16 protein-coding genes are annotated in these 26,904 nt (G+C 27.2%); 7 read left to right on the top strand and 9 right to left on the bottom strand.

The features are described from left to right. Positions 1 to 18: 18 nt before the first annotated feature. From ACXYRR_RS03130 to ACXYRR_RS03115, 4 genes are all read right to left on the bottom strand, one after another. Positions 19 to 1,026, bottom strand: a complete 1,008-nt coding sequence (locus tag ACXYRR_RS03130; protein ID WP_458597855.1) for an ABC transporter ATP-binding protein — start codon at positions 1,024 to 1,026, stop codon at positions 19 to 21. Then, a complete protein-coding gene (locus tag ACXYRR_RS03125; protein ID WP_458597853.1) occupies positions 1,026 to 9,035 on the bottom strand; it encodes an ABC transporter permease in 8,010 nt (2,669 codons plus the stop codon). The genes ACXYRR_RS03130 and ACXYRR_RS03125 overlap by 1 nt, the downstream gene beginning before the upstream one ends. Positions 9,036 to 9,216: 181 nt before the next feature. After that, entirely contained in the window at positions 9,217 to 12,093 is a 2,877-nt protein-coding gene (locus ACXYRR_RS03120) for a hypothetical protein (RefSeq protein ID WP_458597851.1), read from the bottom strand. Between the two features lie 644 nt (positions 12,094 to 12,737). Continuing rightward, on the bottom strand, positions 12,738 to 13,565 hold the full coding sequence (locus ACXYRR_RS03115) for a hypothetical protein (RefSeq protein ID WP_458597849.1): 828 nt from the start codon (positions 13,563 to 13,565) through the stop codon (positions 12,738 to 12,740). Between the two features lie 122 nt (positions 13,566 to 13,687). Here ACXYRR_RS03115 and ACXYRR_RS03110 point away from each other — a divergent pair, with 122 nt between their 5' ends. The 4 genes from ACXYRR_RS03110 (at position 13,688) to ACXYRR_RS03095 (ending at position 18,143) form a co-directional block, all read left to right on the top strand. Then, positions 13,688 to 14,401 (top strand): hypothetical protein, encoded by a 714-nt coding sequence (locus tag ACXYRR_RS03110; protein WP_458597847.1) that lies wholly within the window; start codon positions 13,688 to 13,690, stop codon positions 14,399 to 14,401. A gap of 158 nt (positions 14,402 to 14,559) precedes the next feature. Continuing rightward, on the top strand, positions 14,560 to 15,990 hold the full coding sequence (locus ACXYRR_RS03105) for a hypothetical protein (protein WP_458597845.1): 1,431 nt from the start codon (positions 14,560 to 14,562) through the stop codon (positions 15,988 to 15,990). 7 nt (positions 15,991 to 15,997) lie between these two features. Beyond that, a complete protein-coding gene (gene thiI / locus ACXYRR_RS03100; RefSeq protein WP_458597843.1) occupies positions 15,998 to 17,134 on the top strand; it encodes a tRNA uracil 4-sulfurtransferase ThiI in 1,137 nt (378 codons plus the stop codon). Between the two features lies 1 nt (position 17,135). After that, the gene (locus ACXYRR_RS03095) at positions 17,136 to 18,143 is read left to right on the top strand and encodes a hypothetical protein (protein ID WP_458597841.1); all 1,008 of its coding nucleotides are present in this window, start codon (positions 17,136 to 17,138) and stop codon (positions 18,141 to 18,143) included. A 34-nt stretch (positions 18,144 to 18,177) separates the two neighbouring features. On the opposite strand, the gene ACXYRR_RS03090 is transcribed toward ACXYRR_RS03095, so the two are convergent. The 3 genes from ACXYRR_RS03090 to mutM are packed head-to-tail and all read right to left on the bottom strand — an operon-like array spanning position 18,178 to position 19,895. After that, positions 18,178 to 18,522: a Smr/MutS family protein gene (locus ACXYRR_RS03090; RefSeq protein WP_458597839.1), complete on the bottom strand. Its 345-nt coding sequence runs from the start codon at positions 18,520 to 18,522 to the stop codon at positions 18,178 to 18,180. Then, positions 18,512 to 19,051 (bottom strand): cysteine hydrolase family protein, encoded by a 540-nt coding sequence (locus ACXYRR_RS03085; RefSeq protein WP_435128616.1) that lies wholly within the window; start codon positions 19,049 to 19,051, stop codon positions 18,512 to 18,514. The genes ACXYRR_RS03090 and ACXYRR_RS03085 overlap by 11 nt, the downstream gene beginning before the upstream one ends. Next, complete coding sequence (gene mutM / locus ACXYRR_RS03080) at positions 19,044 to 19,895, bottom strand: bifunctional DNA-formamidopyrimidine glycosylase/DNA-(apurinic or apyrimidinic site) lyase (RefSeq protein WP_458597837.1); 852 nt, start codon at positions 19,893 to 19,895, stop codon at positions 19,044 to 19,046. The genes ACXYRR_RS03085 and mutM overlap by 8 nt, the downstream gene beginning before the upstream one ends. Positions 19,896 to 20,021: 126 nt before the next feature. Here mutM and ACXYRR_RS03075 point away from each other — a divergent pair, with 126 nt between their 5' ends. The 3 genes from ACXYRR_RS03075 to ACXYRR_RS03065 are packed head-to-tail and all read left to right on the top strand — an operon-like array spanning position 20,022 to position 23,404. Next, positions 20,022 to 21,848: a S8 family serine peptidase gene (locus tag ACXYRR_RS03075; protein WP_458597835.1), complete on the top strand. Its 1,827-nt coding sequence runs from the start codon at positions 20,022 to 20,024 to the stop codon at positions 21,846 to 21,848. 1 nt (position 21,849) lies between these two features. Continuing rightward, positions 21,850 to 22,881, top strand: coding sequence for a hypothetical protein (locus tag ACXYRR_RS03070; RefSeq protein WP_458597833.1), 1,032 nt, complete (start codon positions 21,850 to 21,852; stop codon positions 22,879 to 22,881). A gap of 55 nt (positions 22,882 to 22,936) precedes the next feature. Further along, positions 22,937 to 23,404, top strand: a complete 468-nt coding sequence (locus ACXYRR_RS03065) for an L-threonylcarbamoyladenylate synthase (protein WP_458597832.1) — start codon at positions 22,937 to 22,939, stop codon at positions 23,402 to 23,404. Between the two features lie 225 nt (positions 23,405 to 23,629). Here ACXYRR_RS03065 and ACXYRR_RS03060 read toward each other — a convergent pair whose 3' ends face one another. Then, the gene (locus tag ACXYRR_RS03060) at positions 23,630 to 24,301 is read right to left on the bottom strand and encodes a DUF402 domain-containing protein (protein ID WP_458597830.1); all 672 of its coding nucleotides are present in this window, start codon (positions 24,299 to 24,301) and stop codon (positions 23,630 to 23,632) included. After that, positions 24,301 to 26,688, bottom strand: a complete 2,388-nt coding sequence (locus tag ACXYRR_RS03055; RefSeq protein ID WP_458597828.1) for an MYPU_1760 family metalloprotease — start codon at positions 26,686 to 26,688, stop codon at positions 24,301 to 24,303. The genes ACXYRR_RS03060 and ACXYRR_RS03055 overlap by 1 nt, the downstream gene beginning before the upstream one ends. Positions 26,689 to 26,904: the final 216 nt, after the last annotated feature.

The following is a 26,904-nucleotide window of genomic DNA, read 5'->3' as shown; positions in this document are numbered from 1 at the left end:
CCATAAAGATAGGTTTTTTTAAGTTTCTCAGTTAATTGTGGTTGGGTCAGTTGGATTTGGATTGATTTTAGTTCGTTTGATTTTTCCATCTTGTACATGGATTACTCGATCTGCAATTGCTTCAATTGCAGGGTTATGAGTAACCATAACTATGGTAGTTCCATATTTTTTATTAATGTTAAATAAATATGACAGCACAATTCCTGTAGTTTTTTCATCCAAAGCAGCAGTAGGTTCATCAGCAAAAATAATAGCTGAATTTTTTGCTAAGGCACGTAAAATTGATATCCGTTGTTGTTGTCCACCCGACATCTGTGATGGGTATTTATTCATAACCGATTCCATATCAAATTCTTTAAATAATTCGTTGATATCAAGTTTTTTATCCGGATCTTTTTGTAAATAAGCACCAGTTTGCACATTATCATAACCTGATAGGTTTTGAAGTAAGTTGTAGTTTTGGAAGATAAAACTTACATTTTTTCTTCGAAATAAAGTAAGTTTCAAATCGCTTAAATAAGGTAGGTTTTCATCACAAACTATCACATCTCCACGAGAAGGTCGATCGAGTCCACTGATTAAGTTCAGCAAGGTAGACTTACCACCACCCGACTTACCAAAAATCATTATAAATTCACCTTTTTTGATGTTTAATGAAACATTTTTAAGTACACGGGTTACTTTATAACCAGATAAATAATATTTTGAAACATTACGAACTTCGATGATATTATCTTCAGTGTTTTTTAAATCAAAATGTTCGTCCCTAGGGCGTTTTTTATTTGCAGCAATTTTTAAAATTCGAGCAATTTTACGATCTACAATCATTTCCTTAGAATCAGATTCAGCATCTAGGATTTCAAAAACATTTTTACGGTTGATTTTAACATCAGAAACTTTTTTAGAAATTGTTGCAGGTTCTTTGGGTTCTTGCATAATTTCTCGAGTTTTTACTTCAGATTCAATGATTAACTGTGTTTTTGGTTCTTGATCATTGTTTTGCTGATTTGGTTGTTTTTGTTTCATTATTTACCTTTCAATAAGTCAATTGCCTTAATTTTATTAATGTTGTATCAAGATAGAATTGCTGTGATTAAGAATACACCAAATATGATGGAAGCTGTGAAAATAAAGTTTAACGGACTGATAGATAAAGGGATAGCAATAGCTGCACCAGTAGCAAGGAAGTTAGCAAAGAATACCATTAATCCATAAGCAAAAGGAAGTGAAATAATAATAGAAATAATAATAAACGGGATATAGATACCAAAGAACATTTTAAGTTTTTCCTTGTTATTGTATCCTAAAATAGATCAAATTGCGATGTTCTTCTCATTTTCGTTAATCAAAATGGTTGAAATAATAATAAGAATTATTATCGAAATTAAGAAACTAAGGATGGTAATAATTGTGACAATGATTTGTACTGTTCTTGAAATTCCTTGAGTGAAAGAAATCTCGATTTGCTTTGAATCAAGTCCAGTAGCAACAGGGATAAAAAGTTGACTATCAAATTCTTTAGCAAACTTTTCAATTTGTATGTCTGCTAAATTGCGTTGTTTCTGATAAAACTCTTGCAGTGGTGTATCTTTAGGATTATAATCTGGATCTAAGAATTTAGCTATTTCTAAGTCACTATAACCCATTGCAGCCATTGCCCCATCAGCAGGAGAGTTTTTAACAGTGTTTTTTGAACCGAAAATTCCATCGAATAAATCTTTTTTGTCTTTTTCTGTTATGGATTTAGTAGAAAAGGAAGCAATAGATCCAGAATAACCTGAAACAGAGTATAGGTTAGCCGATCAAATAAGTTGAATTGGTAGTGGATTAGTTGAAAGAATACCGTTAAATTTGTATGCATCATCATTTTGACCATTAAATTCTTTATCAACAAGTGAATCTAAACCAATCAGTTTATCAGCAGCATTTTTAGGGATAATGAATTCATCTTTGATATAAGTTTGATTGATTGCCTTAACAACGAAGCGATATTTATTAGGTATTATTACCGGTTTCCCTAGTGCCTTATTAATACGATTTTGAAAGCGATAGACAAGATTTTTAGGTTCCAAATTAAGAATTGAACCAATTGCTAAATGGTACTTACGTGCCGAAACCTCGTTTATAACAAGCGGGATATCTTTATTCAAATCAAAATTATTGTGAGCAAATTCATTATTGATTTCTGTTAATAAGTTTTGATCACCGTTTTTAATAGCAATTTCCTTAGAGTTAGGACGATATCCATATAGACGTATTTTTTCACCATTAGGTAGTTGGCTATCGACATAGGTATATGTTTCATCATATCTAGGATCAAGGTAAACTCCATTAAAAACGATGTCAAAATCATATATCCCTTGTTTTGCTAGTTGTTCATAACCATTTACCAAAAAAGCACGATATTCATCACGAAAATATGTGGTTTTAATAACATTGTGATTATATTTACCATCATCATCGCTTCAATTCATTACAAAGAATTTTCCATCGATGATGTTATCTACGCTCGGAACATATAAAAAGAAGTTATTTAAACCAAGTTGATGTGCTTTTTCGAAATCAACATTATTTGTTTGTTTGCCGTTTTCAACTTTGAAAGGGAGTCCTTTTTGTGTTTTAGTAAGTGCATAACCAATTTGATCACGACTTTGGATAATTCTGGATTTTTGTACATCAGGCAAGGATTGAAATACAACACTGAATGGATCAATAGAAATTGACGAATCAATTTTGATATTAATTGAAAACTGAGTAATAAGATGTGGATCTTTGAATGTAGGTTCTCCGTTTTTATTTTGCACATTAATAGCAGTTGAATAACCATTTTTAAAGTAATCTGCTTGATATGCATTAAGTTCTGTTGCTCGACCAATTGGAACATAAAGTGAGTTCTTTACATCTTCTGGATTTAAAATCTTTAATGAACCACCTTCAGTAGTTGGTGTTGTTAAGTCTATTTTATAGTTATATTTGCGGTTTTCGTATGTTTTATCAATTGTTTTATTGAAGATTCCAAAAGTTGCAAAACCAAATGAAGTAGTAATAGATGCTAAAATAACTGATATTCCAAAGGAAGCAAGTTTTCAGAAACTGTTAAATATAAGCGATGCACCAAATTTAGTTTTAACACTACGGTTTTTAAATACTTTAATATATTTTTGATAACTTTCACCAGTGCTTACATCAACAATTCCGGACATTAAGTCAATTGATTTATACCTTAGCGACCTTAATGAGACAACAATGATTAAAATGGACATTGCAAGCAGTGGCACTATAATATTAACTAAAAAAGAAATAATAGAGAAATTAAGTGTTTCTATCGGAACAGTTCAATAATTATCAAGGATTTTTATTGCAAGTGATTGCATCGAAAATCCAGTGATATACCCAAGCAAGTTTCCGGTAAAAATGGTAAAGAAAGCAAAGGTTGTCATTGAAAGTGAAATTTGAAGTGGTGTATATCCTTGTGCAACCAAAATTCCAATAACTTTGTTTTTGTTTGCGATATATCTTTTGATAATAAATGTAACTGAAATGGTTACTAAGAAAACCAAAATTGCTAGAATAACATTTGAAACATAACTAAGGGTGGTGATAATAGTTTGAACTGAAGAAATACGGATGCTACGCTCCGGGTTAATCGGGTCTAATTCATTATATAAATATGTTCTTTGTAACTTCGATGTGTCATCAATTTTACTTTGTACATATTTTTCAATAATGTTCTTAAGTTGTTCATTGGTATATTTAGAAGTGTTTTTAACTGTTAAATATTCTTTAACTAAACTACCACGATAAGCTTGATGAATGCGATCGAATCCTTTGTTATTTACATAAACAATAGCTTGAGATTTAGTATCTACTTGTAAGTTGTTTTCATCTAAGACAGGATAAAAGTAATCAAAAGAGATGTCATCACCTATAATTAAGTATTTCGAACCATTTACATTAATTTTATATTTTTCAGGTAAACTGTCAATTAATTGTAGCATCTCAATCGGATTAACTGGTAATTCACCATCATAAATTTCTTTATGATTATGCAACATATATGCATAATTTACTTTTGCTAAATATGAAGCAGATTGGTTAAATACAAGAATGTTGTCAATTTTATTAAACCCAGTTAGTGAGTTAAGTAACTTAAAGAAAACATCACCAAGGTTAATATCAAAAAACTTGTATTCACTTGGATTTTCAGTTACTGCATTAAGTATGTTCACGAAGAAGTCATTATCAATAGAAATTTCCCATACAAAGTCATTTTCAATAGAAGGGATGCTACCACCAATAACTTCTGATTGTGAATCATTTACATTACCACTTTCTTCATTTTTATTTTTTACCACTAATGGAATACCTAATAAAGAATTGATAAATTCATAGGTATTTTCTTTACCTGAACTAAGAAGTTGTTCAAAGTCGATAATCTTATTAATTAAAAAGTATCCAACATTTGAATCATTTTCAGATGGTTTTCCGATGTTGTTTTTATCAGTTAGTAATCAAATAAGTGCTTGTGGATGTTTTCGGATTAATATTTTATTGGTAATAAGCGGTGGTATCCCGATTTGATCGAGAAATTGTAGGCTTGATGAATATTGGTTAAAAAAGTTGTTAATTAAATAATAATGTTTAATAATATCATCGGTAATAACTTTATTAACAAAAACGTCCTGCATAGTAGCAAATAATGTATTATATTTTAATTTGATTCCATCATATTCCGTGATTTCTTTATCAAATGGTGCATATTGTTCTTCTGAAGCAATATATGAAAAAAGTTTTGTGATTTCATATGCATATGTACTTAAGAAGTTTTCAAATTCAGGATTTTGGTCAACAATATTTTGTAAATCTTTGTTAGAATATTTACCATTTTTATCTTTTGCAAAGAAAAGTCTTTGCATTTGTTTTGGATTTGCAAGCGAACGAGTAATACCAAATTTTGTATGTTCAGAACCAACTATATTCTGAGTTGAAGGTAGAAAGAGTTCAAAACTATTAAAAGAATCAATAGTGTCTTTTTGATTTGCTAGTGCTAGCAAGTCATTAGCAAATTTTTGTTTTTGCTGTAAACTACCATTGATTTTTGGATTAAATAATTCTCATCATACTTTTAAAAGTGGAAGAATATCAATAAGGTAGTTATAATCTTTATAATTCAAAGTTAAAAGTTTTGAAATAACACTATATGAAATAGTTAGAAAAACATTTGAATCTAAATTAGGTTCTTGATTAATGTATGCATTGGCGAGTTTGAAAAAAGAATGTAATGAATCAGAATTTTTGCTTGCTTGTTCCCCGAAAGTATCAAAGAAGTAATGTCAAATTTGAACAATGTTATTAATTTTCTCCTTATTTCAAACTTGATTTTTATTAGCTAATCCAAGATATTTATATGCAAGAGATAAAATATTACTTGGTATTTTTTGTCAATCGATACTGTTTAATTGTGAGATGTTTTCAATTAAGGTGCTTAAGTTTGGTGTGCTTGCAGCTGGTTGAGTTGATGTATTTTCTGTAGCTTGTGAATTGGCAGGTGAGCTAACACTACCTTGTAATAAATCTAATAAATCAAAAAAATCTAATTTATCATCATCTTTTGCAGGGATAGTAACATATTGATTATCACCTATTTCAACACTCTGTCCTTTAAATGAAAGATTTAACATCTTAGCTAGTGCAGTCTTGATGACACGATCGGAACCTGGAACATTAAATCATGCTTTTAATGTGGCATAAGTTAAATCACTATTAGTTAAATATGAAAGTGCTTGATATTCTTTTAGTTTAATAACATTCTTTTGAATATCTAATTCTGATCGCTCTGTTTCAAAATGAGAAATTTTTAGGTTTTCTTCTAATGTTTTGATAAACACATCTGTATCAAATGCACGAATAAAGAATTTAATCCCGTTTAAAAATCTTGTATAGTCTTTGGATTTTCCGTCATCAGAAAGAAAAATAATATCAGTGAGTTTTTTAACGAGGTTTGTACTTTGTCCTAATATCGAAGTGAAAATATTATTTTTTTCTCCGATATTAAGAATAAGTTGCGGGTTGATTGTATCGAGAAGAGAAATTAAAGCAGTTTTAAATTGATTTGAATCAATTGATTTTAAAAGTGCAATAATAATATCAAAAATACTTAGTTTGTGTTTACCATCTTTGCTGTGTGTATCAGGGAATGCAGGATTTTTGATAGTTTTGTTATATGAAGTTTCAAAGAAATTTTGAATAATATCGGTAAACTTTTTAAAATCAATAGTCTTAATTATATTGATAAATGCTTTAATAGTAGCTTTTATATCATTTGAAAAATCGATAAATACATCTAAATCAAAAGTGTTTTTTATATCTTTACCTGTAATTAAATAAATAAAATTAAAAAGTTTTTTAATTTCTGTTTTAATAAATTCTTTTGGTGTTTGGTGGTTTTGTTCTGCTTTTTCGATTAAAGAATAAATTTTTTCAAAGATATCAACGAATAACTTTTTAGCAAAATCACCATTTGGATCGTGTGACATATAATACAATCCGTCTAATACAAGTTTTGGCAAAATATTAAGGTTAATTAATCCACTAGAGAAGATAGAAGCAAAATCGTTTTTATCAAATGTATATGTTGCTGCTTGAACAATAGAATATATAGTTTCTTTTTGAATAAAACCTTGAGTAACTAAGTCAGTGTTTAATAAAGCTTGTTCAATACGTTCAACACCAAGTTTCAGTGATTTTTCAGCAAATGCTTGGTTTAAGACATCTGTTTGCGGAGCCCTGTATCCAAAAGGGATATAAACAGTATTAGAAAATTGATCAGATTTTTCTACATATGAAGAAGTATTCAATTTAACCTGAACGGTAAGATTGTTTGTAGTTAGATAATTTAATATTTTATCAATTGGGACCTTGCCATTAACAAAACCAGGTATTTCTACATTGATTCAATTTAAAATCTTTTTATTGGAATTATAAACAGGTTTAGTTAAATAAAAATCATTTTGATTCAATCATACAAAACCTAAATTAATAAATTGGTTATATTGATCATCTCTTAAATCATCGCGACCTTGATAACGTGTTAGATGGTAAATTTTTTGATTTTCAATATTATGAATATCACCATTTAGCGAGTTAACGATTTCTAATGGAGCATATTCGCGATCTATATGAATATATTTGTCAATGGGTTCGACATTAAATCTGAGTTGATCAATAATTTTAAAAGCAATAAAAGGATTTACTTCTTTTGTTTTAAAAAAAGAAGAAATTTCATTATTTGAATTATCACCTTTAATATTTAAAATCTGTGTTGGTCTACTTTGCTCATTAACTAATTTGTCAATGTTATTAGCAATACCATTAATTTCTTGATTCCTATCACCTAAATTAACAAAATGAAAAACATTTTTTCCACTATCTTTTTCATCAAAAGAATCAACTGTTATGCTTTGACGAATCCCGATATCAGAAGCAGGAACATATTTTTGTATTTGATTATATATTTCGTGCTTAACAATATCTAAAGCCCCGTTTTTTATAATATTGAAACGATCCCCTAAAATATTTTTGTTAATTAATTCATTAAAATTAGTTTCACCAATAATTCGGTTTTCAATTTGAGCAATGGTTTTTGGTTTGTCAAGAATAAAAAGAATTTTTTTAAAAGGTGTAGGTTGATATTCATCAGGAGCTAATGAAAGTTTACTATGGTTTATCTCGTCTAAGGAAACAGCAGGATTGTTACTTCTAATTAAAACCTTTTGTCCTAATTTAACATCATTTTGTGAATCAACAAAAGGGATGTTATAAATAAGAATTTCCTTTTCTCAAAAACTAAAGTGTTTTAAGTAATTTGGAACTTCCCCGTTATTTTGTTGGATCTGATTTTCTAAAAAGGTTCGATATGATCCAGTTCACTTTGATTGATTTTCTTTATCATATGTAATTTCATATTCTTTACGTAAGAAAAACGATTCAGTGCGACGTATTTTTGCCCATTTATTCGGAATAAGATAATCAGCATTTTTGGTAAATTCAAATTTTTCTTTTTTTGATACAGCAAAAGATGGAGAAGAAAATAAATCTGAGTAATTAAGGTTAGCCTTTATTTCTTTACTTATATATTTTGTAATATCATCATCTTTATTATGTGTATATAGTGTAGGTTTATTTGAACCGTCAATAATATATACATACGGATTATTCCCTAAAGGTACCAAACCAAGCAACTTTGCCAACTCATTATTTTCAACCTTAACAACTGCATCAGTTAATTCTCATTGTTTTCCTTTAACAAAATCAAAGGTGGCCTCATGTGTATCAGCATTAATATATAAAGCAGATAATTGTGAAAAATATATATTATTTTGATTTTCAGAGTTAATAAATGCAATATCAGAAAACTTGTATTGTTTATCAAGGTGAAATTTATCAAAAATATGTAGTTCTTTTGTAACAACACTTTGAGAAAAACTACCATCATCATTTTTTTGGTAAAGATTAATCAAATAATTCTTTTTAAAATGCATCTTCTTTTGTGGTTTTGTATAATCTAAATCCAAAAATTCTGAATCATCTGATGCTGAATATGTATTGTAAAGAGTAGAGAAATCATTTTTGAGAATATATTTATGCTTATCACTTTTGTCATTAAAGAAGTTTGAAATATTTATATAACGATCAGTTATTTCGTTAAAATCGATGATTTTCTTATTTGAAAATGCATCGTCTGAGACATAACGAATTCCTTTGTCATAACCTGCACCACCAGTAAATTTGGTTTCACCATTGATATAATATCCATCATTAAATGCTTGTCCAGAAGCAGGAAGGTTATAATCAACAGTTAAATCGTGTGCAACAGAGATTTTTTTATAGTTATTAAATTGAGTTCGCATCGCTTTTGATGTATCATATAATACAGTAAAAATACCAGATGTTAAAAATATAAGAATACTTAAACCAATAACAATGGCTTTGTTTTTAAATAGCGATCGAAAAACTTCTTTAAACAAGTTTCACATATTTCTCCTACCTTATTATATAAACTAAAATAATATAATAGTTTAATACAAAGTATTAAACAATTATATAATATTTTTAACAATATATTAGTTTATTTTTTCACTACGATAAAGTAGGATTTGTAAGAAAAAAATCGGAAAGTAAAACAAAAAGTCGCAGTTTAACCTACAACTTTTTGTTTTACTTTTTATCTGGATAAAGATTACTAAAACTTTGTGGATATAAATATGCCATTTTTGAAACAACTTCTTTAAATGATTGTGGGTTCATATCATCTCCACTTGCACCTCAGTATTGGTATTCTTGGGTATCGAAAATAGAGAAATTACTTGATGATCATCTACCACCCTTAGCATCCAAACCAACAATTTTACCTTTTGAATCATATATACCACTACCAGATGAACCATTAAATCAATCGTAATCTTTAACTTGTCCTCATATCGCAGGACGCTGTGTGTTATAATTTGAAACAGAATAACTTGTTTTTATTGGATTATTTCCAATAAGATATTCGCGGTATCTTAAACCAGGTGCAGAATCTGCATTACCATTTGCTCGGTTTTTTGGAAGGGTAGCCATATAAAAGTTTAAGTTATCGAACGAAGAAACATATAATGATAATGTTGAAAAATCGATTGGTTTAAGGTTTTGAAAATCTAGAAAATGCTTGATAGCAGCTTTTTCCTGTGTAGTTAATTTTTTGTTATCGTGTGTATAAGTATCTAAGTTTTGATAATTAAAATGTTTGAAAATAGGGGTAAAATCAACTATTGCAATAATTGTATCAACATTTGCTTTGTTATTTTTGTTGTGATCACTAGTATTTGGATCTTTGCGATCAACTACTTCACCATCGGTGTTTTTAAATTCATCATAATCATTTGCAACATTAGCAGAAAGATCTAAAAAGATTTTATATGTAATACCTGCTTCATTTTCAGGAATTTTAAAACTATAAATATTACCAGTTGGATTAATATCACCTGTAAGTTTTGTATCGTGATAAAAATCTTCATTATTGGTTGAATTTATATGTGTGTATACAGGTTGATATCTATCAACTGAGTTAGGAATAGCAGGACGATTCATTAAAGTTGGTGCAATAAGTTTTGCATCATGCACCGTAATGATTTTTGCACCAGATGCATCGGTAGAAACTTTATATAAATCCTTATTTATATCAGATGTATTTGTATGTCATACATGATAATTAACAAATGCATAGAATCTATAATCATCTTTTTTGTCGCTTACTTTACCAATGATGTTTCAGGTTCCATCAGCTTGATGGTTGATGCTAAAAACTCTACCTCTAGCTTCTTGGATAGGTGCTACATTATCTTCTTGATATAATCTTTTGCTTCGTTCGTTTTCTTTCGGTGAATCTTGTAAGAAGTTTGTAGTTGGTTCTCCATGATCTGTTGAATCAGCAAGCACCTTAACATCATATTTATCGATGTAACCTTCTGATGATGTTAAAATAGAGTTTTTATCAATTTGATGTTTTTGTTTAAATGTTATTTTAGGTGTGCTATCAGTTATACTTTGAATTCAATTAACAAAAACATCGACACGGTTTATAAATGCTGAGCGACTGTTTGAATGATTATGCATTGATAAGATGTTATTAAATTTGGTTCCGTTTTTAGTTTTTAAAACAAGTTTGAGTATGTTGTTTTCAAAGTGTAAAGCAAATGTTACGTTGTTTTTAATTTTAACAAATAATGCTTGCTGTAAGGACTTTTTGCCTGAAACATAATCAAACATAAAATCAACATTTGATACATGTTTATGTTCTTTAATATTTTTTAAGGAAACAGGAACAATAACCTTAGAACGAATATCTGAAACTTCATTAATATCACGATATGCAGCAGTATTCATATCTAATTCAAAAACCAATCAGATGATAACATCTTCATCAGGTACTCCGTTTGTATTGATTTCACTAAGATCTTGGGTAAATGATGCAGATGTCTTATCTTCATTGATTTTGAACAATGAGTTTTCAAGATAATTACGTGTTTTAAATCAATGAATATTTTGTTGTTGATTATTTTTATATAAAACAAATTTTGTTTCCCTCTTACTTTCCTTAGTATTTGGATATCTATGGATAAAATTATAGAAGTTATTATTATAGTCTAGCAAAGTGTTGAAGTTTTGTGGAGTAAAACTTATTTTGGTGTTTTTGTTAGCTTTCTTGTTTTCAGCAACTAAATCAGATTTACTAATAATTCCAGTATTTTTTAATGTTCCTGTACTTGTATCGCTTCCACCTGATAATTGGTTTTTAAAGTCAATACTTTGATTTCAGTTGAAGTTGTATGAAAAAGCAATGTTTTTAGATGCTAAATCTTTTCTTTTTAAAAAGTTTACATTACTACCTGAATTAACAACATCGAGATATTTAAGTTTATATTTAATTTGCTCTTGAAAACCAGATAAAGAGAATTTATGCAATTGATTAAAAGGGATATAAATTTTCTTAGTTGCTGGTATAGAGTTACCAGCATCAAAATTTTCGTCTGCATTTAAAATTTCACTTTGACCACCACCAAAAATATCAAGTGTACTTGAACTATTTGTTGATTTCTTTTCGTTATATACTTGTTTTTCAACATCAAAAGTAAGTACAAAAACTTTCTCTGAAAGAATCTTTACTTGATCTGATGTTCAATTAAATGCAGCACTACCAAAAATTTCTTTGCTACTTTCGTTTTTATAAACAGTCAAACTAGTTAAATCGAGTGAATTTAAAGCACTTTCTGGTAAACTAAATTTATATTTTTTTTGTAAACTAAAAGGAACTTTATAAGAATTATTAAAGGTTGCTTCGGTAATAACATATTGATTTTGATAATTGCTTAATAAATTACTTTGAAAAGTTCAATTACCTGAATTTTTGGTTAAATCAATATATTTACTCCATTTATTGTGTTGGTCAAAACTTTTAACTAAAACTTTTGCAGTAGTGATGCTTGCATCATTAAAAGTTATTGTAATGGTTGAATTATTTTCGGAAATACTTGAAATATCGGTTGTTTTTGCCAAATCAATATGTAATGTTGATTCGGCATCATTAGTTGTACTTTTAGCAGTTGGTGAAGCTAGATAGTTAAAATATGTACTTCAGTTATCTTTGCTATTTAAACTGCTTTGTTCTAATTCAGAAAAGTTAGTAGAATTATGAATATTTAACTCACTACTTTGGATAGCATCTGCATTTTGTAAATCAAATGCATTTCCATAATCGCTAATTTGCGCTTGAATTTGTGGAGTTGTATCTTTTGATGCTTCTGCTTCTTCTTGTCCAGCAGAAAGGGTATAACCAGGATTTTGTGAACTTTGTGAATTGTCTGGTTCACTTGGTTTATTTACAGGTTTATTTTCATTATTATCCTTGTTATTTTGTCCGCTGTTATTTGTTTTACTTGAATCAACTAAAGTTTTAAAACTAAGGTTTAATGAACCATCAGCAACTTTAAGTGATGTATTGTCATATTGAATTTCTGTGATTTTGTAATTTGTATCTGAACTTAAACCACTTAAACTAACAATAGCAGTATCTAGATTATTAGTATCAAGTTGCTTAGAGATTGTAAAATTATCAGAAGGATTTAACGAAATAGATAATTTATTTATATTAAAATCTGAAATATTATTTAATTTAATTTTTAAGGTTGCAGATGTCGAAGTTATATTTTGTGTCGAAATGTTATTAATAGATATTGTGGGTTCATTTTCTTTTTGTGGATTTTGGTTAGAGTTATGTTGCTCTGGTTCAAGGGTTTGAAAGTAAAATCATTACTATTATTATAAGTTGATTTTATTGAGACATTATCATATTTTATATCTGAAATGGTATATTGGGTGTTTTGATTCAATCCACTGATATGCACGATAACCGAATTTGGATCGCTGCTATCTATTTGTTTGCTAAATGATGCTCCATCAGATGGGTTTATGGATACATCTAACTTATTAACTTCAATATTAGGAACATTTGATAATTTAACAGCAATATCTACAGAATTTTTTGTAATATTCAGATGACTTATATTGACGATGTTAGCATCAGTTTTTGATTCTTTAGGTTTACCATCACTTGGATTTTTATCAGATGGAGTTTGATCATTATTGTTTGTATTAAGTGTTTTAAAACTTAATTGTGACTTATTTATACCATTAATATAAGATATATTATTTATAGATATATCGGTAATTTGATAAGAAAAATTACTTTTCAAATGATTTAATTGCACACTAATGGTATTTAAAGTTACATTGTTTTTAAAAGAAACATTTGTTATATCATTCAAAGTTAATTTAAATTTAGTTAAATCAAGATTTTTTGATAAATGATTAAACTTAATATTAATTTTAACTGAATCAGAAGATAAATTTGAATAACTTATATCTAATACTTTAGCGTTTTCAGTTGTAGTTTGATTAGAACAAGCAACTGCGATTGAAAAAGATGAAGCAAGTAAGATAGAAGAAAAAAATTTCATTTTCTTTTTCATAAAAACTCCTTTATATCTTTATTCTACTACTTTTTATAGTAATATTTCAAGTATTTGATTGTAATATTTTACCAAAAAATAATTTGTAATATAATATTACTAAATAGTAATATAGGAGATCGATGAAAAAAATTTTTACAGCACTTACTTTACAAATTATTCCGATAACAGCAATAAGTTGCAATCAAAATAGCAATCAAGAAGACTTAAATATAAACAAAGAAAATGCAAATATTTTAAAGGTTGCAGAATATTTTAATATCAAAAATCCTAAACAAGATGAACAATTAAACTGAAACGAATTTAAAAATCAATTTTTACAAGTGCAAAATAATGAATCAAAATTAAGTGAATTATTATCAAACAACTGAATGGGTTTTTTAAGTAATTTAGATAAATTTAGTTTTAAGTTCTTAAAATGATATTTGTTACCACAAACAAGCGAATATGGACACTCTGCATATTATTTACATAATATAGGTTTATCTAAGTTAAATGAAGCGAATTTAGCACCACATACACATACAAGATTTCCTAGAATTTTTGGTATTGGTTATAACAATTTTTCTAGAGCAATTACAAATGTAAAGGATGGTATCAAAGAAATTAATTTATTCTTTGGACATTTTATTATCAAACTAATTTATAAAAATAATAAAGTTGTTGTGTCACCTGAATTTTTATATCTTGTTACCAAAAGAATTCAAAAATCTACCGATGCAGTTTATCAAAAATTATTATATCCTGGAAAAGCAAACCAATATAATATTAATCAATTTGAAAAAGTAGCATACGAAGTAGGGATACCGGCAACCGTGAACTTAATTTTAAAATAATACTCCAAATATAATTATTTCTTTATAATATATATAGGAGTAAAATGCATATAGTTTTTTGAATTGTAATATCAATTTTAATTACTTTAATAACATTTTTATTTGTCCTTTTTTTAAGGTCTGTTTTTTTTATTTTGATGCATAAAAACGCCCAAAATATGGATTATAAAATATCATCATATCAAAATGACAATATTAATAATTTAAAAAAAGTAAACACTTTACAAAATAATGTTTATGAATATATAAGTATTTATTCTGATTTAACCGAAATTCAAAAAACATTGAAAACAATAAGTTCGGAATTTAAAGAACAACAAAGTCTATATAATATTCAAAATGAACATCGAAAGCTTATTAAAACATATGGTTTTTTTCTTAAATTAAGAAAAAAATATAAGTTATATCTAAAAAAACAAATGTTATTTGATAAAAAATCGCAGCCATTTACGACTAAATGAAATGATATTGAGCAAAATGTAGCAGTTTTTTTAGATGTAACTGATGATTTAATTATTTCATTAAACAACACAAAATATAATGGAATCCAGTTTCATCCGTATATTCAAAAGAAAATAGAAGATATAAGAACAACTGTGACTAAAGCTGATAAACAAAAAAGATTTGGTAATTTTGAAGAATTAAGAAGTGTTTTTGATAATTTAAGACAATATGGAAACAAACTTATAGAGTTTTTTTATGCTTCTGAAAAATTAGATTTTGCTTTATATGCACATTTATCATCTCTTATTAATAGCAAAATAAACCAAAAACAAGATGTTGATTTTTATACTAAATTAAGTAAAAGTTGAAAAAAACAAACAGAAGAGTGAAAAAAACAAGATACATTAGTAACAATCGATAAAGTAAAAAAGATTTATAAAGTAATGTTTATTCATGAAATAGAGACAAATAAGAGAAATTGGATTAAGTCATATTTACTTGATAATAAAGAAAAAATTCAAAACCTTTTAGAAAATATTAATCAAAAACTTTTGTCGCTTAATTTAAGTGGTAAAAGTAATAAAGATGATTTTTCAAATTTAAAAACATCTGTTGAAAACCTTTATAAAGATAGCAAGAGTGCAGATGACTTATTAGAGAAAACATCAGAAGTTTTAAAAAAATTTGAACAAATACAGATAAATATTTACAGACAAAAACAAAATCAAAGAGAAGCAAAAATATATGGATATAATAAAGAAATTATACGAATTCAGAATATTTATTACTCTTTAATATCTAACGAAAATTTACCCAAAACAAAAAGTATTGAAATCAAGAAGGAACATATAAGGCAAGAGTTTGAACATTTTAACAAAAATAAATTTAAACTTATTTATACCGATGAAAAGCAAAGATGAAACAACTGAATTAGTTCTATAATAAATTTAATAAAAGTTCTTTCAGAAAATTTAGAATATAAAAAAATGTATGATGCTTTATCGATATATATTATGGAAAATCCAAGATTTGAAAATAAAAAAAATGAATCAAAAAACCAATTATTTAACCTTAAAATTAATATAGAAAACAATGAGTATAAAATTTCTTATTTTAAACTAAAAAACTACATAAAAACAAGTTAGGAGATATATGTATAATAAAATTTTAATTCGGTACGGAGAGTTAGTTTTAAAGAAAGGTAATCGCAAGTTATTTATCAATCAACTTTCAAATAACATAACACATATAGTTGGTATAAAACCTGATGTAGAATTTGATCGAATGTATCTACCTTATAGTGAGGAAAATATAAAGAAACTAAATTATGTATTTGGTATTAGTTCGTATTCTCCTGTTTTGGTAGTAGAAAATTCGTTAGAAGCATTTAAAGAAGCATCATTAAAGTTATTAAAACCTGATTCTAAAACCTTTAAAATTGAAGCAAGAAGGAATAATAAGAAATTTGAATATAATTCAGCACAATTAAATAACTTATTAGGTGGATTTATTTTAAGTAAAACAAAAACCAAAGTAGATGTGCATCATCCGAATCAAATAATTTATCTAGAAGTTCGCAATAAATATACATATGTCTTTTCTGAATATATTAAAGGATTAGGAGGATTACCAGTAGGGATATCTGGTAAAGTCTTGCACTTAATTTCTGGTGGATTTGATTCTCCTGTTGCTGCATATTTGATGATGAAGCGAGGAGTTAAAGTTGATTTTCTTACTTTTTTAACTCCACCACAAACTGATAAAAAAACTGTTAATAAAATAATATCACTTGTTAAAGTTTTAAATAAATATCAAATAAGTTCACATTTGATTCAGGCAGATTATTCACATCTGATGAACTATATTTCATTTGTGTCAAAACCTGCATACAAAATCAATCTAATGCGACGCAGTTTTTACCGTATTGCAGATAAGTTAGCACAAAAATATGGGTATTTAGGTATTTCTAATGGTGAAAACTTGGGACAGGTAGCTTCACAAACTCTAGAATCAATGTATACAATTGGAAGTGTTACAAATTTACCTGTTTTAAGGCCACTTTTAACCTATGATAAAAATGAAATTATAAATATAGCAAAAGAAATAAACACACATGATATTTCAGTTATTGCAGCTAATGAAACCTGTGAACTTTTCGCTCCAAAAGATCCAGTAACTAAACCGATCTTAGCACAAGCACAGTCTTTAGAAAATGAGTTGAATAGAATTGCAGAACTAGAAGAAAAGCTTATAAAATCAAAAATAGAAATTTTAAAAATAAAGGAGTAATATGGAAAAACAAACCTTTTTTATTGATTTTGAAGCAGTTACAGTTAATTATTTAAATATTCACAAGAGCAAACTTAAAGATAGTGTAAATTACCATAAAGATTTACCTTATTGTTATTCTATCGGAACTTTTAAGGGTGGTAGTTACAAAAACAGATTTGGAATCATCCGTTTTAAAAATATCACATATGAAAAAGCACTAATTCAACTTAGAGAGAAAATAACAAAAGATATACAAACATTGATTGGTGATAAAGACTTTATCCCTGTTGCATCAAATTGTGTATTTTATGGTTGAGGAGCTGGACCAGAAAATTGAATTATGGAGAAACTTTTTAAAATATCAGTTAAAAATTTTTCAACTATCCAGGTTAAGCTTGATAATGTAGTCCCAGATTCAATATTTTCTACTTCTAAGTATTTTGAAAACATTAAAAACATTGCAAAAACTATAAAACACCCTGTTTTATCTATGATAAAACAAAATACCGAAGATGGTAGAATTGCCTGTTGATATGGTTTAGCAATGTTATTAGATGGAAGAAATATATATCATATAGATGCAAAAGTTAAAAACCAGATGCATAATGATCTCAGAATATATAATCTTGATGACAGCAAGAAATTAGCATTTTTATATAAAAATAAGTTTACAGCACATAAATTAATAGGTAAAATTTTTGATATACGTCGTGAAATTCAGTCATTAAATGCACAAATATTAACCTATGATAAATATATCGAATATCTAAAAAGTTTAACTAATAAAAAAAATCCGCCCTTATTAATAAAACACGATGATATTCATAAAATTAAAGGTTCACAAGAAATTCCGATTGAAATTTTACCTTCACTTAGGTTATCTAAGAAAATATGAAATGATAGAGTAATGCGCGACTTATTTTTAGAACAAATGATTTTTATTGTTAATAAAAGAAAAGAAGAAATTCAAACAAAGAAACAAGAGTTAAATGAGAAAATTTTATTGCAACGAAATAATTGATATTAAAATCCGTTTATTCCTTGTTTATAGTATAAACGGATTATTTCTTAAATTCAGAAACCATTTTATCAAAGTCATCTGAAATTCTTTTTTTAATTGCATTATAATAATGATATTCATCATATGAAAATCTATCTTGCTGTTCTAAATAAATAAGATATGAACCACCTTGATTTATAGTTTTATAAACCAACTTTATTTTATGTGTTTTGTTATAGTTTCGAATAAAATCTTCTAAAGTAGTTTGCAAAGCACCACTACCTTTACCGGTGATTATTTCAACTTCTGATACTCTTAAATCTTCTAAATCCATTATCATTTCTTGGATTTTAGGTTTTGCATCTTGTGTGTATGCACCATGCAAATCTAATGTATTATTTTTCAATTTTAATCCCTGCATTTTCCATGAGTTTCAAAGCATTATTGTGCATAATGCCCCCATTATGCTCTGGAGTATCAAATGTTTCAACAGCACTTGAGATAACTGAAATCTTTTTGTCACTGCCAATTTTATTGAATCAAGTTTTTAAACTAAGAACAAACTGTAATACACAAATATCGGTGCAGCAACCTACGAATTCAAATTCATCATAAAGATCCCAAAACTTTGGATCAACATCGTAAAATCCGTTTGTAGTAGTTTTATAAACAATATTAGCATTTTTAGAATCTAAATATGGTTGGAGTTCGTCAACAACTTTTGCCTCATCAGAACCTTTTAAACAATGTATAGGGTATTGCTGCATTTCTAAATCATTTTCAGAATGAGCATCACAGACAAACAAAATATTTTCAGAATGTTTCAAAACATTAGCAATATTAGGAATAATCGAATTAATTCTTGGACTAGATAAAGGACCGAATTTTGTAAAACCATTAAGCATATCAATAACTAAAGTTAATTTTTTAGACACTTTTCTCCTTTTGGCAAGTAGGACAATATGATGTTCCTCTACCGTTTTCTTTAAAATCTAATTTTACTTTTATTATATCTGTTTTCTTACATTGTAAGCATTGCTTCTTTTCTCTTCCGTAAACATACAAATCATTTTGAAACTTACCAGTTATCCCATTAACAGAAGAATATGTATGAACACTACTTCCACCTTTTACAATCGAATCATCCATTATCATTTGAGCATTCATCAGCAAAGTTTTAAGTTCTTGTTTACATATTTTATTAGCAGGGGTCATAGGGTATATTTTAGAACGATGTAAGGATTCATCAGCATAGATATTACCAATTCCTAGAACAAGTGATTGATCAAGTAGAACCTTTTTTATACTAATGCTTTTGTGCTTTAACTTTTCGAATAGTCTATCCACATCTGTATCAGCAGGAAGTAATCCAAGATTTTTAATTTGATATAAACTTCTTTTGTCTGTATTTTCAATTATCTCAAAGGACCCAAACATCCGAGAATCATTATAAACTAAGACTTTATTTTCTAACCGAAAGTATATACAATCATGTTTATAAGCATATAAAAGTGGGTCGTTTAATTCTCTAATAAAATATTTACCAGACATTCTCAGATGCGAAATTAGTCGACTTTTATCATTAAAATTAAATACCAAAAATTTACCAAAGTTTTCTACATTGATAATCGTTTTATTAACTAAAAAGTTAATAAAACCTTGTGTATCAGTGTTTTTAATAAGTTTGGTAATTTTTACTTCAACCTTAGTTATTTTTTGATTTTTAATGTGTTTGTTTAAAGATTTTTGTACAACTGTGACTTCTGGGTATTCTGGCATATGTAAATTATATACAAAAGAAAAAAATTATAGATATTTTATAGTAAATTTATAAGTCGAAATTGATTGAATATAATAATTGGAAATAATTTCATATAAAAGAGTATAATTTTATTAGGAGTTATTATGAAAGTCAGAAAAATAATAAAACAAGTAATTGCTTTAATTGGTATTACATTTATTCCATTGACAATGTCTGCTATATTTAATAATCAACCAAGAAATATTAAGAAGTATGACACAATTTTTAAGACTTTATGGGATAAATTAGGAATATATGAGAGGACAGACAAAAAGATAAAAATCGGTATTATAGATGCTGGTTTAGTTGATTTTAGAATGATGAAATTCAACGGTAAAACAACTAATAATATTGATGAGCAGCTACCTTTAGATAACTATAACATTATCAAATATGCAAATGATCAAAATTTAGTTAATAGCGATAGAGTTGTATATGATTCAAGATTGACTGACGAAAAAATATTTAAATTTGAAAACAATAAATCTACATTTTTGAATTATTGAGAAAAAAACGAGCATGCAACAAATATAGCATCAATAATTGCTGGTGATGGTGGTTTACTTAAGAATGCAGAAATTTATTCAACAAGCTTTAAAAGAAATTATGCAGCAAGTGATTTAGATATATTGACTGAAAACCTAGAATTCTTCCGAAAAAACGGTGTTAAATACATTAATATGAGTTATTCTGATAATGTTTTAAATTATTTGAATAAAGAAGAATTTGAAGATTTTATAAAAGAAAAGAATACATCAAAAATTAACGATATAATATGACAATTAGAAAAGATTATAAATAAAGATTATTCAGAAGAGGGTGCTTTGCTAGACAAATATGCTTTTGATAATAATATGAAATTTTTTATTTCTGCTGGTAATTTTGGTACTGGAATAATAGAAAAAGTTAAAATATTTAAGGAAACATTATCTGATTATATAAATGAAAATGAGATAGACAGTGAAATAAAAAATTTGTTAATAAAATTTAATGAACTATTGGATATAAATAATGAATTTTGAAAAAAACCCAGTCAAATTCAAAGAAGCAAAAATACATTTATAATAGGAGCATATGATTTTTATACAGATAAGATAAAAGATTATTCGCAAATAAAAATAAAGAACTTTGAAGATTCACCATTAGGTTTAGGACCAACAGAGTTTTCAGATCAATCGCTTTTATTAAATGATAATTGATATAACACAGATACAACCCTTGATGATCCAGATGTAACTAGATGAAGTGGGACAAGTAATTCCACTCCAGTTATTCTAGCAGCTTCTGCTTTACTTGAAACAATAAAAAGACCAGATTCAGAATTTGATGTTCCGGAGTTAAAAGCAATTTTAATGGCAAGTTTTGATTTAAGAAAATATGGAGATCATATATTTGACTTACCAGACAATATTGGTGCAGGTTTTTTTAATTGAGAGAGAATGAAATTTTTTGCAGATAATGTTCATAAGCAGAGCATACGAGATCTTTACTCAAATGATAAAGAAATTAATTATAAAACATTAATTTCTGGAAGTGATAATTTTCTTGCTGTTTATTCTAGTTATTCAGATTTATTTCAACAATGATATCGTGAGTGGGAAAAACTTTCAAAACAAACCATTCAAAAATATGTAAATATATTTGATGTACATATAAAAAGTGAAATATATGCTACTCCTGAATGAATATATAAACAGTATCATGTTTCTACAATGAAATCTAATTATAAATCCTTTTCTGATGATTATGGTTCTGCAACAAATCGAATAATGCTTTCTAAACAATATTATAAAGATTGACCCTATGAAGCAACACTGCAAATAAAACTTAGAAAAAATTTTAGAGACATATTTTTACAAACTAAATATATGTATTATATCTTAACTGATAGAAACGCAATATATGAATCAAGAAGTAAATTAAAGACATAGTATGTTAGACAAAAAAATAAAAATTTTATCTAGTTTATTGGCAATTAGCATCTTACCCACATCTGTTGCATGTAGTAAGTATGAAACTATTGAAGAAGAGAAAGAAACAGAATATGAAAGAAAAAATGATTTATATATAGATTCACTAAAAAAAGAATTGTTAATAAATAATTTTATATTCACAGATGATAATCTTGATTTAGACAAAATTATTGACAAAGAAAATGCATTTTATAAAGTTATTGCAGAGGATTCGAATAAAAAATTACCATTTATTAAAATAAAAGATTCATATAATTTCAATTGAACCTATGACAAGATAAAAAATATATTTTCAGATAAGAATAAAATATTTTATAACAATAAGAATAACATGGTAGTGGAAATACTACCTATAAAAAGTACAAATAAATTATTAATTAATCTTTTATTTGTTCGAGAATTAGATGAATTAGATGTCAGTTATTCACCTGATTATAAACCTCGCACTAAATCAACCGAACCTTGATATGATTTTTCATATGATAGCAATTTAGATTGATATGTTTTTAATGACAAATTATATTCAGTTATTAATAATAGTGTTGAAAAAATAGATATATCTAATAATAAAATAATAATAGATATAAAACAAAAAGAAAGTAAAATAAGTAAATTGACTGAATCAATAAAATTACACAAGGAAATAACTGAATCAGTTATAAAATTAAAACCTTATAAATCACAATACTTTTTTAGCAAAAATATTCTTGAGACATTTAAAAAACCACATACAATAACAAAAACTCAGCAAAGAAGATTTAAAAAATTTGAGGATTTAATCCAGAATAATCTAAACGATACTTGAATATGAGTTAAGGATATGAAAAAGTATTACGATCCTACATCAGAGGTAATAAAAATAATATCTGGCTCATTAACTAAAACATCTTTAATAAAATTATTATCTAAATCATATTTAGTTGATTTAGGTAATCAAAAACTTACTTTTGATTCTAAAGGTGAACCAAATATAGAATTTATATTTAAATAAATAGAACAAGGATATCCTTGTTCTTTTGTAGTAAAATATATTTAAGGAAGGCGATATGAATTCAGTTTATGATGAAATGTTTATATGTTCAACAGATACAGTAGTAGGGCTCGGTGGACCCGTTCGAGATGATATTTTAGAGCAAATATATAGACTTAAGCAAAGAAAAACAGACAAAAAAGTTATAATCTTAATTGGTAACATTGAACAAGTAAGAAAGTTTAAACAGTGAAATAAACAAGCAGATGATATAGCAAAACAAAAGTGACCCGGAGCAACTACTATAATTGTAAATAACCAAGGTTTCAGAATTCCAAATAATAATCAATTAATTAATTTTCTTATTAAAAATGGACCAATGTATGTATCAAGTGCCAATATTTCTGGACACAAACCGATAAATATAAAAGATGCTCAAAAAGTATTTCCAATGATAAAAAATGTTTATGATTTTGGAGTAGGAAGCGGAAAACCCAGCACAATAATTAATTTAGATACAAAACAAATTATTGAGCGTAATTAGTTTTTTTGAGTAAAATATTTATTTTTTACTTATTTAGTTTTATAAAAATTACATAAAGAAATTTAAAAAAAAGAAACCAAAACAACTTTTAAATAGTGAAGATATAAATTTATTGCAGTATAAAAACAAAAGGATGTTGATAAAAAACGTAGCAGTTTCAGTTACCAAAATGAATTCTATTTATACCGAGTTATTGTTGATGCTGAAAGTAAAATAAAAACAAGTTTATACTTGCTTTTTGTATAATCTTTTTACACTGTAGTTGCTAAGTTGTTTTAGCATCTGAGTTTCTTCTTGATAATTTTTATGATACATTTTATAAAAACTCATATAAGTTTTTTGATCGATTAATTTATCTTTTAACATAATTTCAAGATAATAAAGAATTATTTCATCATTAAAGAAGTATTTATCGTTGTTATATAAATTAACAACTTCAGTTATTTCCTTATAAATCATTTCTTTTAGCTCTTTGGGATATTTAAACTTAGCAGAATTGGTTTTAAATTCTTCTTTATCAACTATTTGTAAATCTTTGTTCGGATAACTTTTTAGATCTAAATCATAATCAATAAATTTAATTGTATCTTCTTCATAGATAGGATATGATGCTAAATTAGTATAAAAAGAATTACCCAATCCCTTCTTTAATAAAACAATAGTATTGTATAATGAATTTTTAGGTATAAATCAAATAGCATCATCTTTGTATTTTCATCCTTTACCATTACTTTGTGATTCAGTAACCTTAGTTCCTTTTAACGAAAGCACAATATGTCTTTTATTATGAAAAATCACCTTGGTATTAGATCACTGACGGTATAAAAATCCATCGTGTTTATATGCTTGGACATTGACGATTGAACCCACCTTTAATTCGTTGAAATCTCACTGCATTAGGCTAATCTAATATAAACCTTTCCATCTGCATTTTGTGATAACTTAAACTTTTTAAATGCTGGTTGACTAGTATTTCAGGCACGACCAGATGTAACTCATCTGTTTTTTGGTAAACTAATATCAGAAGTATTAAGTTCATCAGATTGTACTTGTCCATCATTGTTTTTGTCTTCTCATAAAAATACTTGTTGATCAGGTTTTACACTAACAAAATCCTTAGTAATATAATTGTAATATGCTCTGTTTAATTCTGGCATCGATGTATCATTACTGTGTCCAGGATAAATACGATTAGCAATTTGTTCCTTGCGATCATCTGTTATATACCCGTTTTTAACTACTGTTGCACCTGTATCAAGAGTTTTATGTCCAAAGAAAGAAAATGTATCATAATAGTTGAAATAAGCTTTGGTATAGTTTGTAGAGCTAGGATCTTTTAAAACTAAACCGGTGTATTTTTTAGTCGGAAGAAAACCTGAGAATTTGATTTGGTTTGCTTTAGTCTCATCGACATAAACTTGCTTATTATTTCAACCCCATTGGTTTTGATAAAACATCTGATTAATTGATTTTCCGTATCCCATAGTCGCTAAAAATAAATCATAAAACTTTTGAGAACGGTTGATTGTTTTTCTTTCAGGTAAATGGTAGAGTCTTTTTTCATAAACTGGTTGACCTAAAATGTCATAACCTACCGGATAATCTCTTTCAAAAATATATGGTCGTATATCAAATACAGAGTTAGGTGTCATAGTCGCATTTACTACTCTAGTGTCATTTTGTCCATCTAAAGTTCGATATCCATTCAAGAAAGTTCCTTGGCGATAACTGCTATCAAAGTTGTTCATATATACTTTTGATCAATCTTCAGCTATCGCAGAAGGACTGAAGTATTTTGAAATATTTCCGTTTCCATCGTTTTTAAAATAATGAACACCGAATCAGTTAATTGTTGCTTTTTGTTGTGTGTCATTATATGCGGCTTGATTTGGTGCATTGATTGAAAAATATGATTCAAAAGCATATTTAGAGTATTCTCGAGGAACCAACTCGGTTAATGAATAATTATATTTTAATCTTCCATAATCAAGTTTAAAAGCTAAGGATGGTGAGTAGTAAAAATTATCAACACCTTGAAATCTTTGTAATCTTCTTGGTGCATTTTCATCATTTGCTATTTCTCAGATGTCTCGAGGAGAAAGACGTCTAAATAGGAAATTATCTAGATTATCCATAAATGTTCCATCATTAAATCTGTTAAATATCACAGCATCTTCATCAGAAATATATCCTATTTCATCAACATCATAATTTAATAGTTTATAGAAATTATTAGCAAAATAAGAATTTCAATATTGTTTTAGTCCATGTGAGTGACTGTTGTCATTTTCTTCAATATTTAAACCTGGATTATAGTAAACAATAGTAGCAAACTTAGTGTTTTCTCTAATTCTTTGATCTATTAAAGCAGTTGGTGTGCTAGGTAAGGTTGCCTCAGAATATGAATCTGATCAATGGTGCATATATTCATGGAAAATAGTTGGCATTAGACCACCAATTATTTCATATTCATTAAATCCCTTTTCAGCATAATTACTACCGTTAATAAAAATATTTTTAATATTTGGAATGTATAATCCGTTTGCCTGTGCATTGATTACATTAAAATCATCAATATTTATAGCCTGCAAATCATATACTTCTGGGCCAAAAGGAACTTTACGTTTAAATTCTTGTGCTAAAGCAATCAATCCGTGCTTTCCGAGAAGGTATCTAAAATCTTTTGTACCTTCGATTGGATATGCATAATCTCTAAATAAAACATTAGTAAAAGGATCTTGGTATTCTAAATATTTTCTTCCTGTATTATCTGTTTTTTCTTTAATATCTTCAATATTAGAAACCGAAGGTTTATTATAAGCATTTAATGCAGCATCCTTTTGTTCTTGACTAAGTCCGTTTGCTCAATAAACTTCATTAGGTTGAATTTTAAGGATGTTACCAAAAAGAAAATCTTTTTTTTGTAAAGGTGTTGGATTTTGCATCCCACCACTTGTTTCGTTATCAGGTTTTGTATCGATAGGTTTTTGGGGTTCTACTGGTTCTGTTGGTGTTGAAACATTTTGCTTTGGTGGTTTAATAGTTCCAATAGGTTCGACAGGTTGATTGGGATGAGAAGGATTTTCAATTGGAGATGGAACAGGAAGCGGAGATGGATTAACAGGTAAGGGTTCGGGATTACCCTTAATAGGAATAACACCAGGTTCTTGCTTATCTTGTTTTTCTGAATTTAATAAATCACAACCAGATGCTGCAATGGTTGTAATTGGTAAAACAAAAACTGTTCCTTTTAAAATACTTAAATAAAATTTTTTCTTTTTCATTTTAACCTCTTAATTAGGATATTTTATAACAATTTAACATTTAAGTAAATGATTATATTACTATATTATGATATAAATTAAATACTTAATTATTTTGTGTTTGGTGAATTAAACAAACATTTTTTCTAACAATTTTTTCTTAAGATTCTTGAGCATAGTTAACTTACGCTGATGAAGTGAAAGGATGGAGTCTAGGGATAAAAGTAATTTAGCTAT

The organism is Mycoplasma sp. 246B, from assembly GCF_054353935.1.
This window is presented reverse-complemented; position numbering and strand designations above follow the sequence as displayed.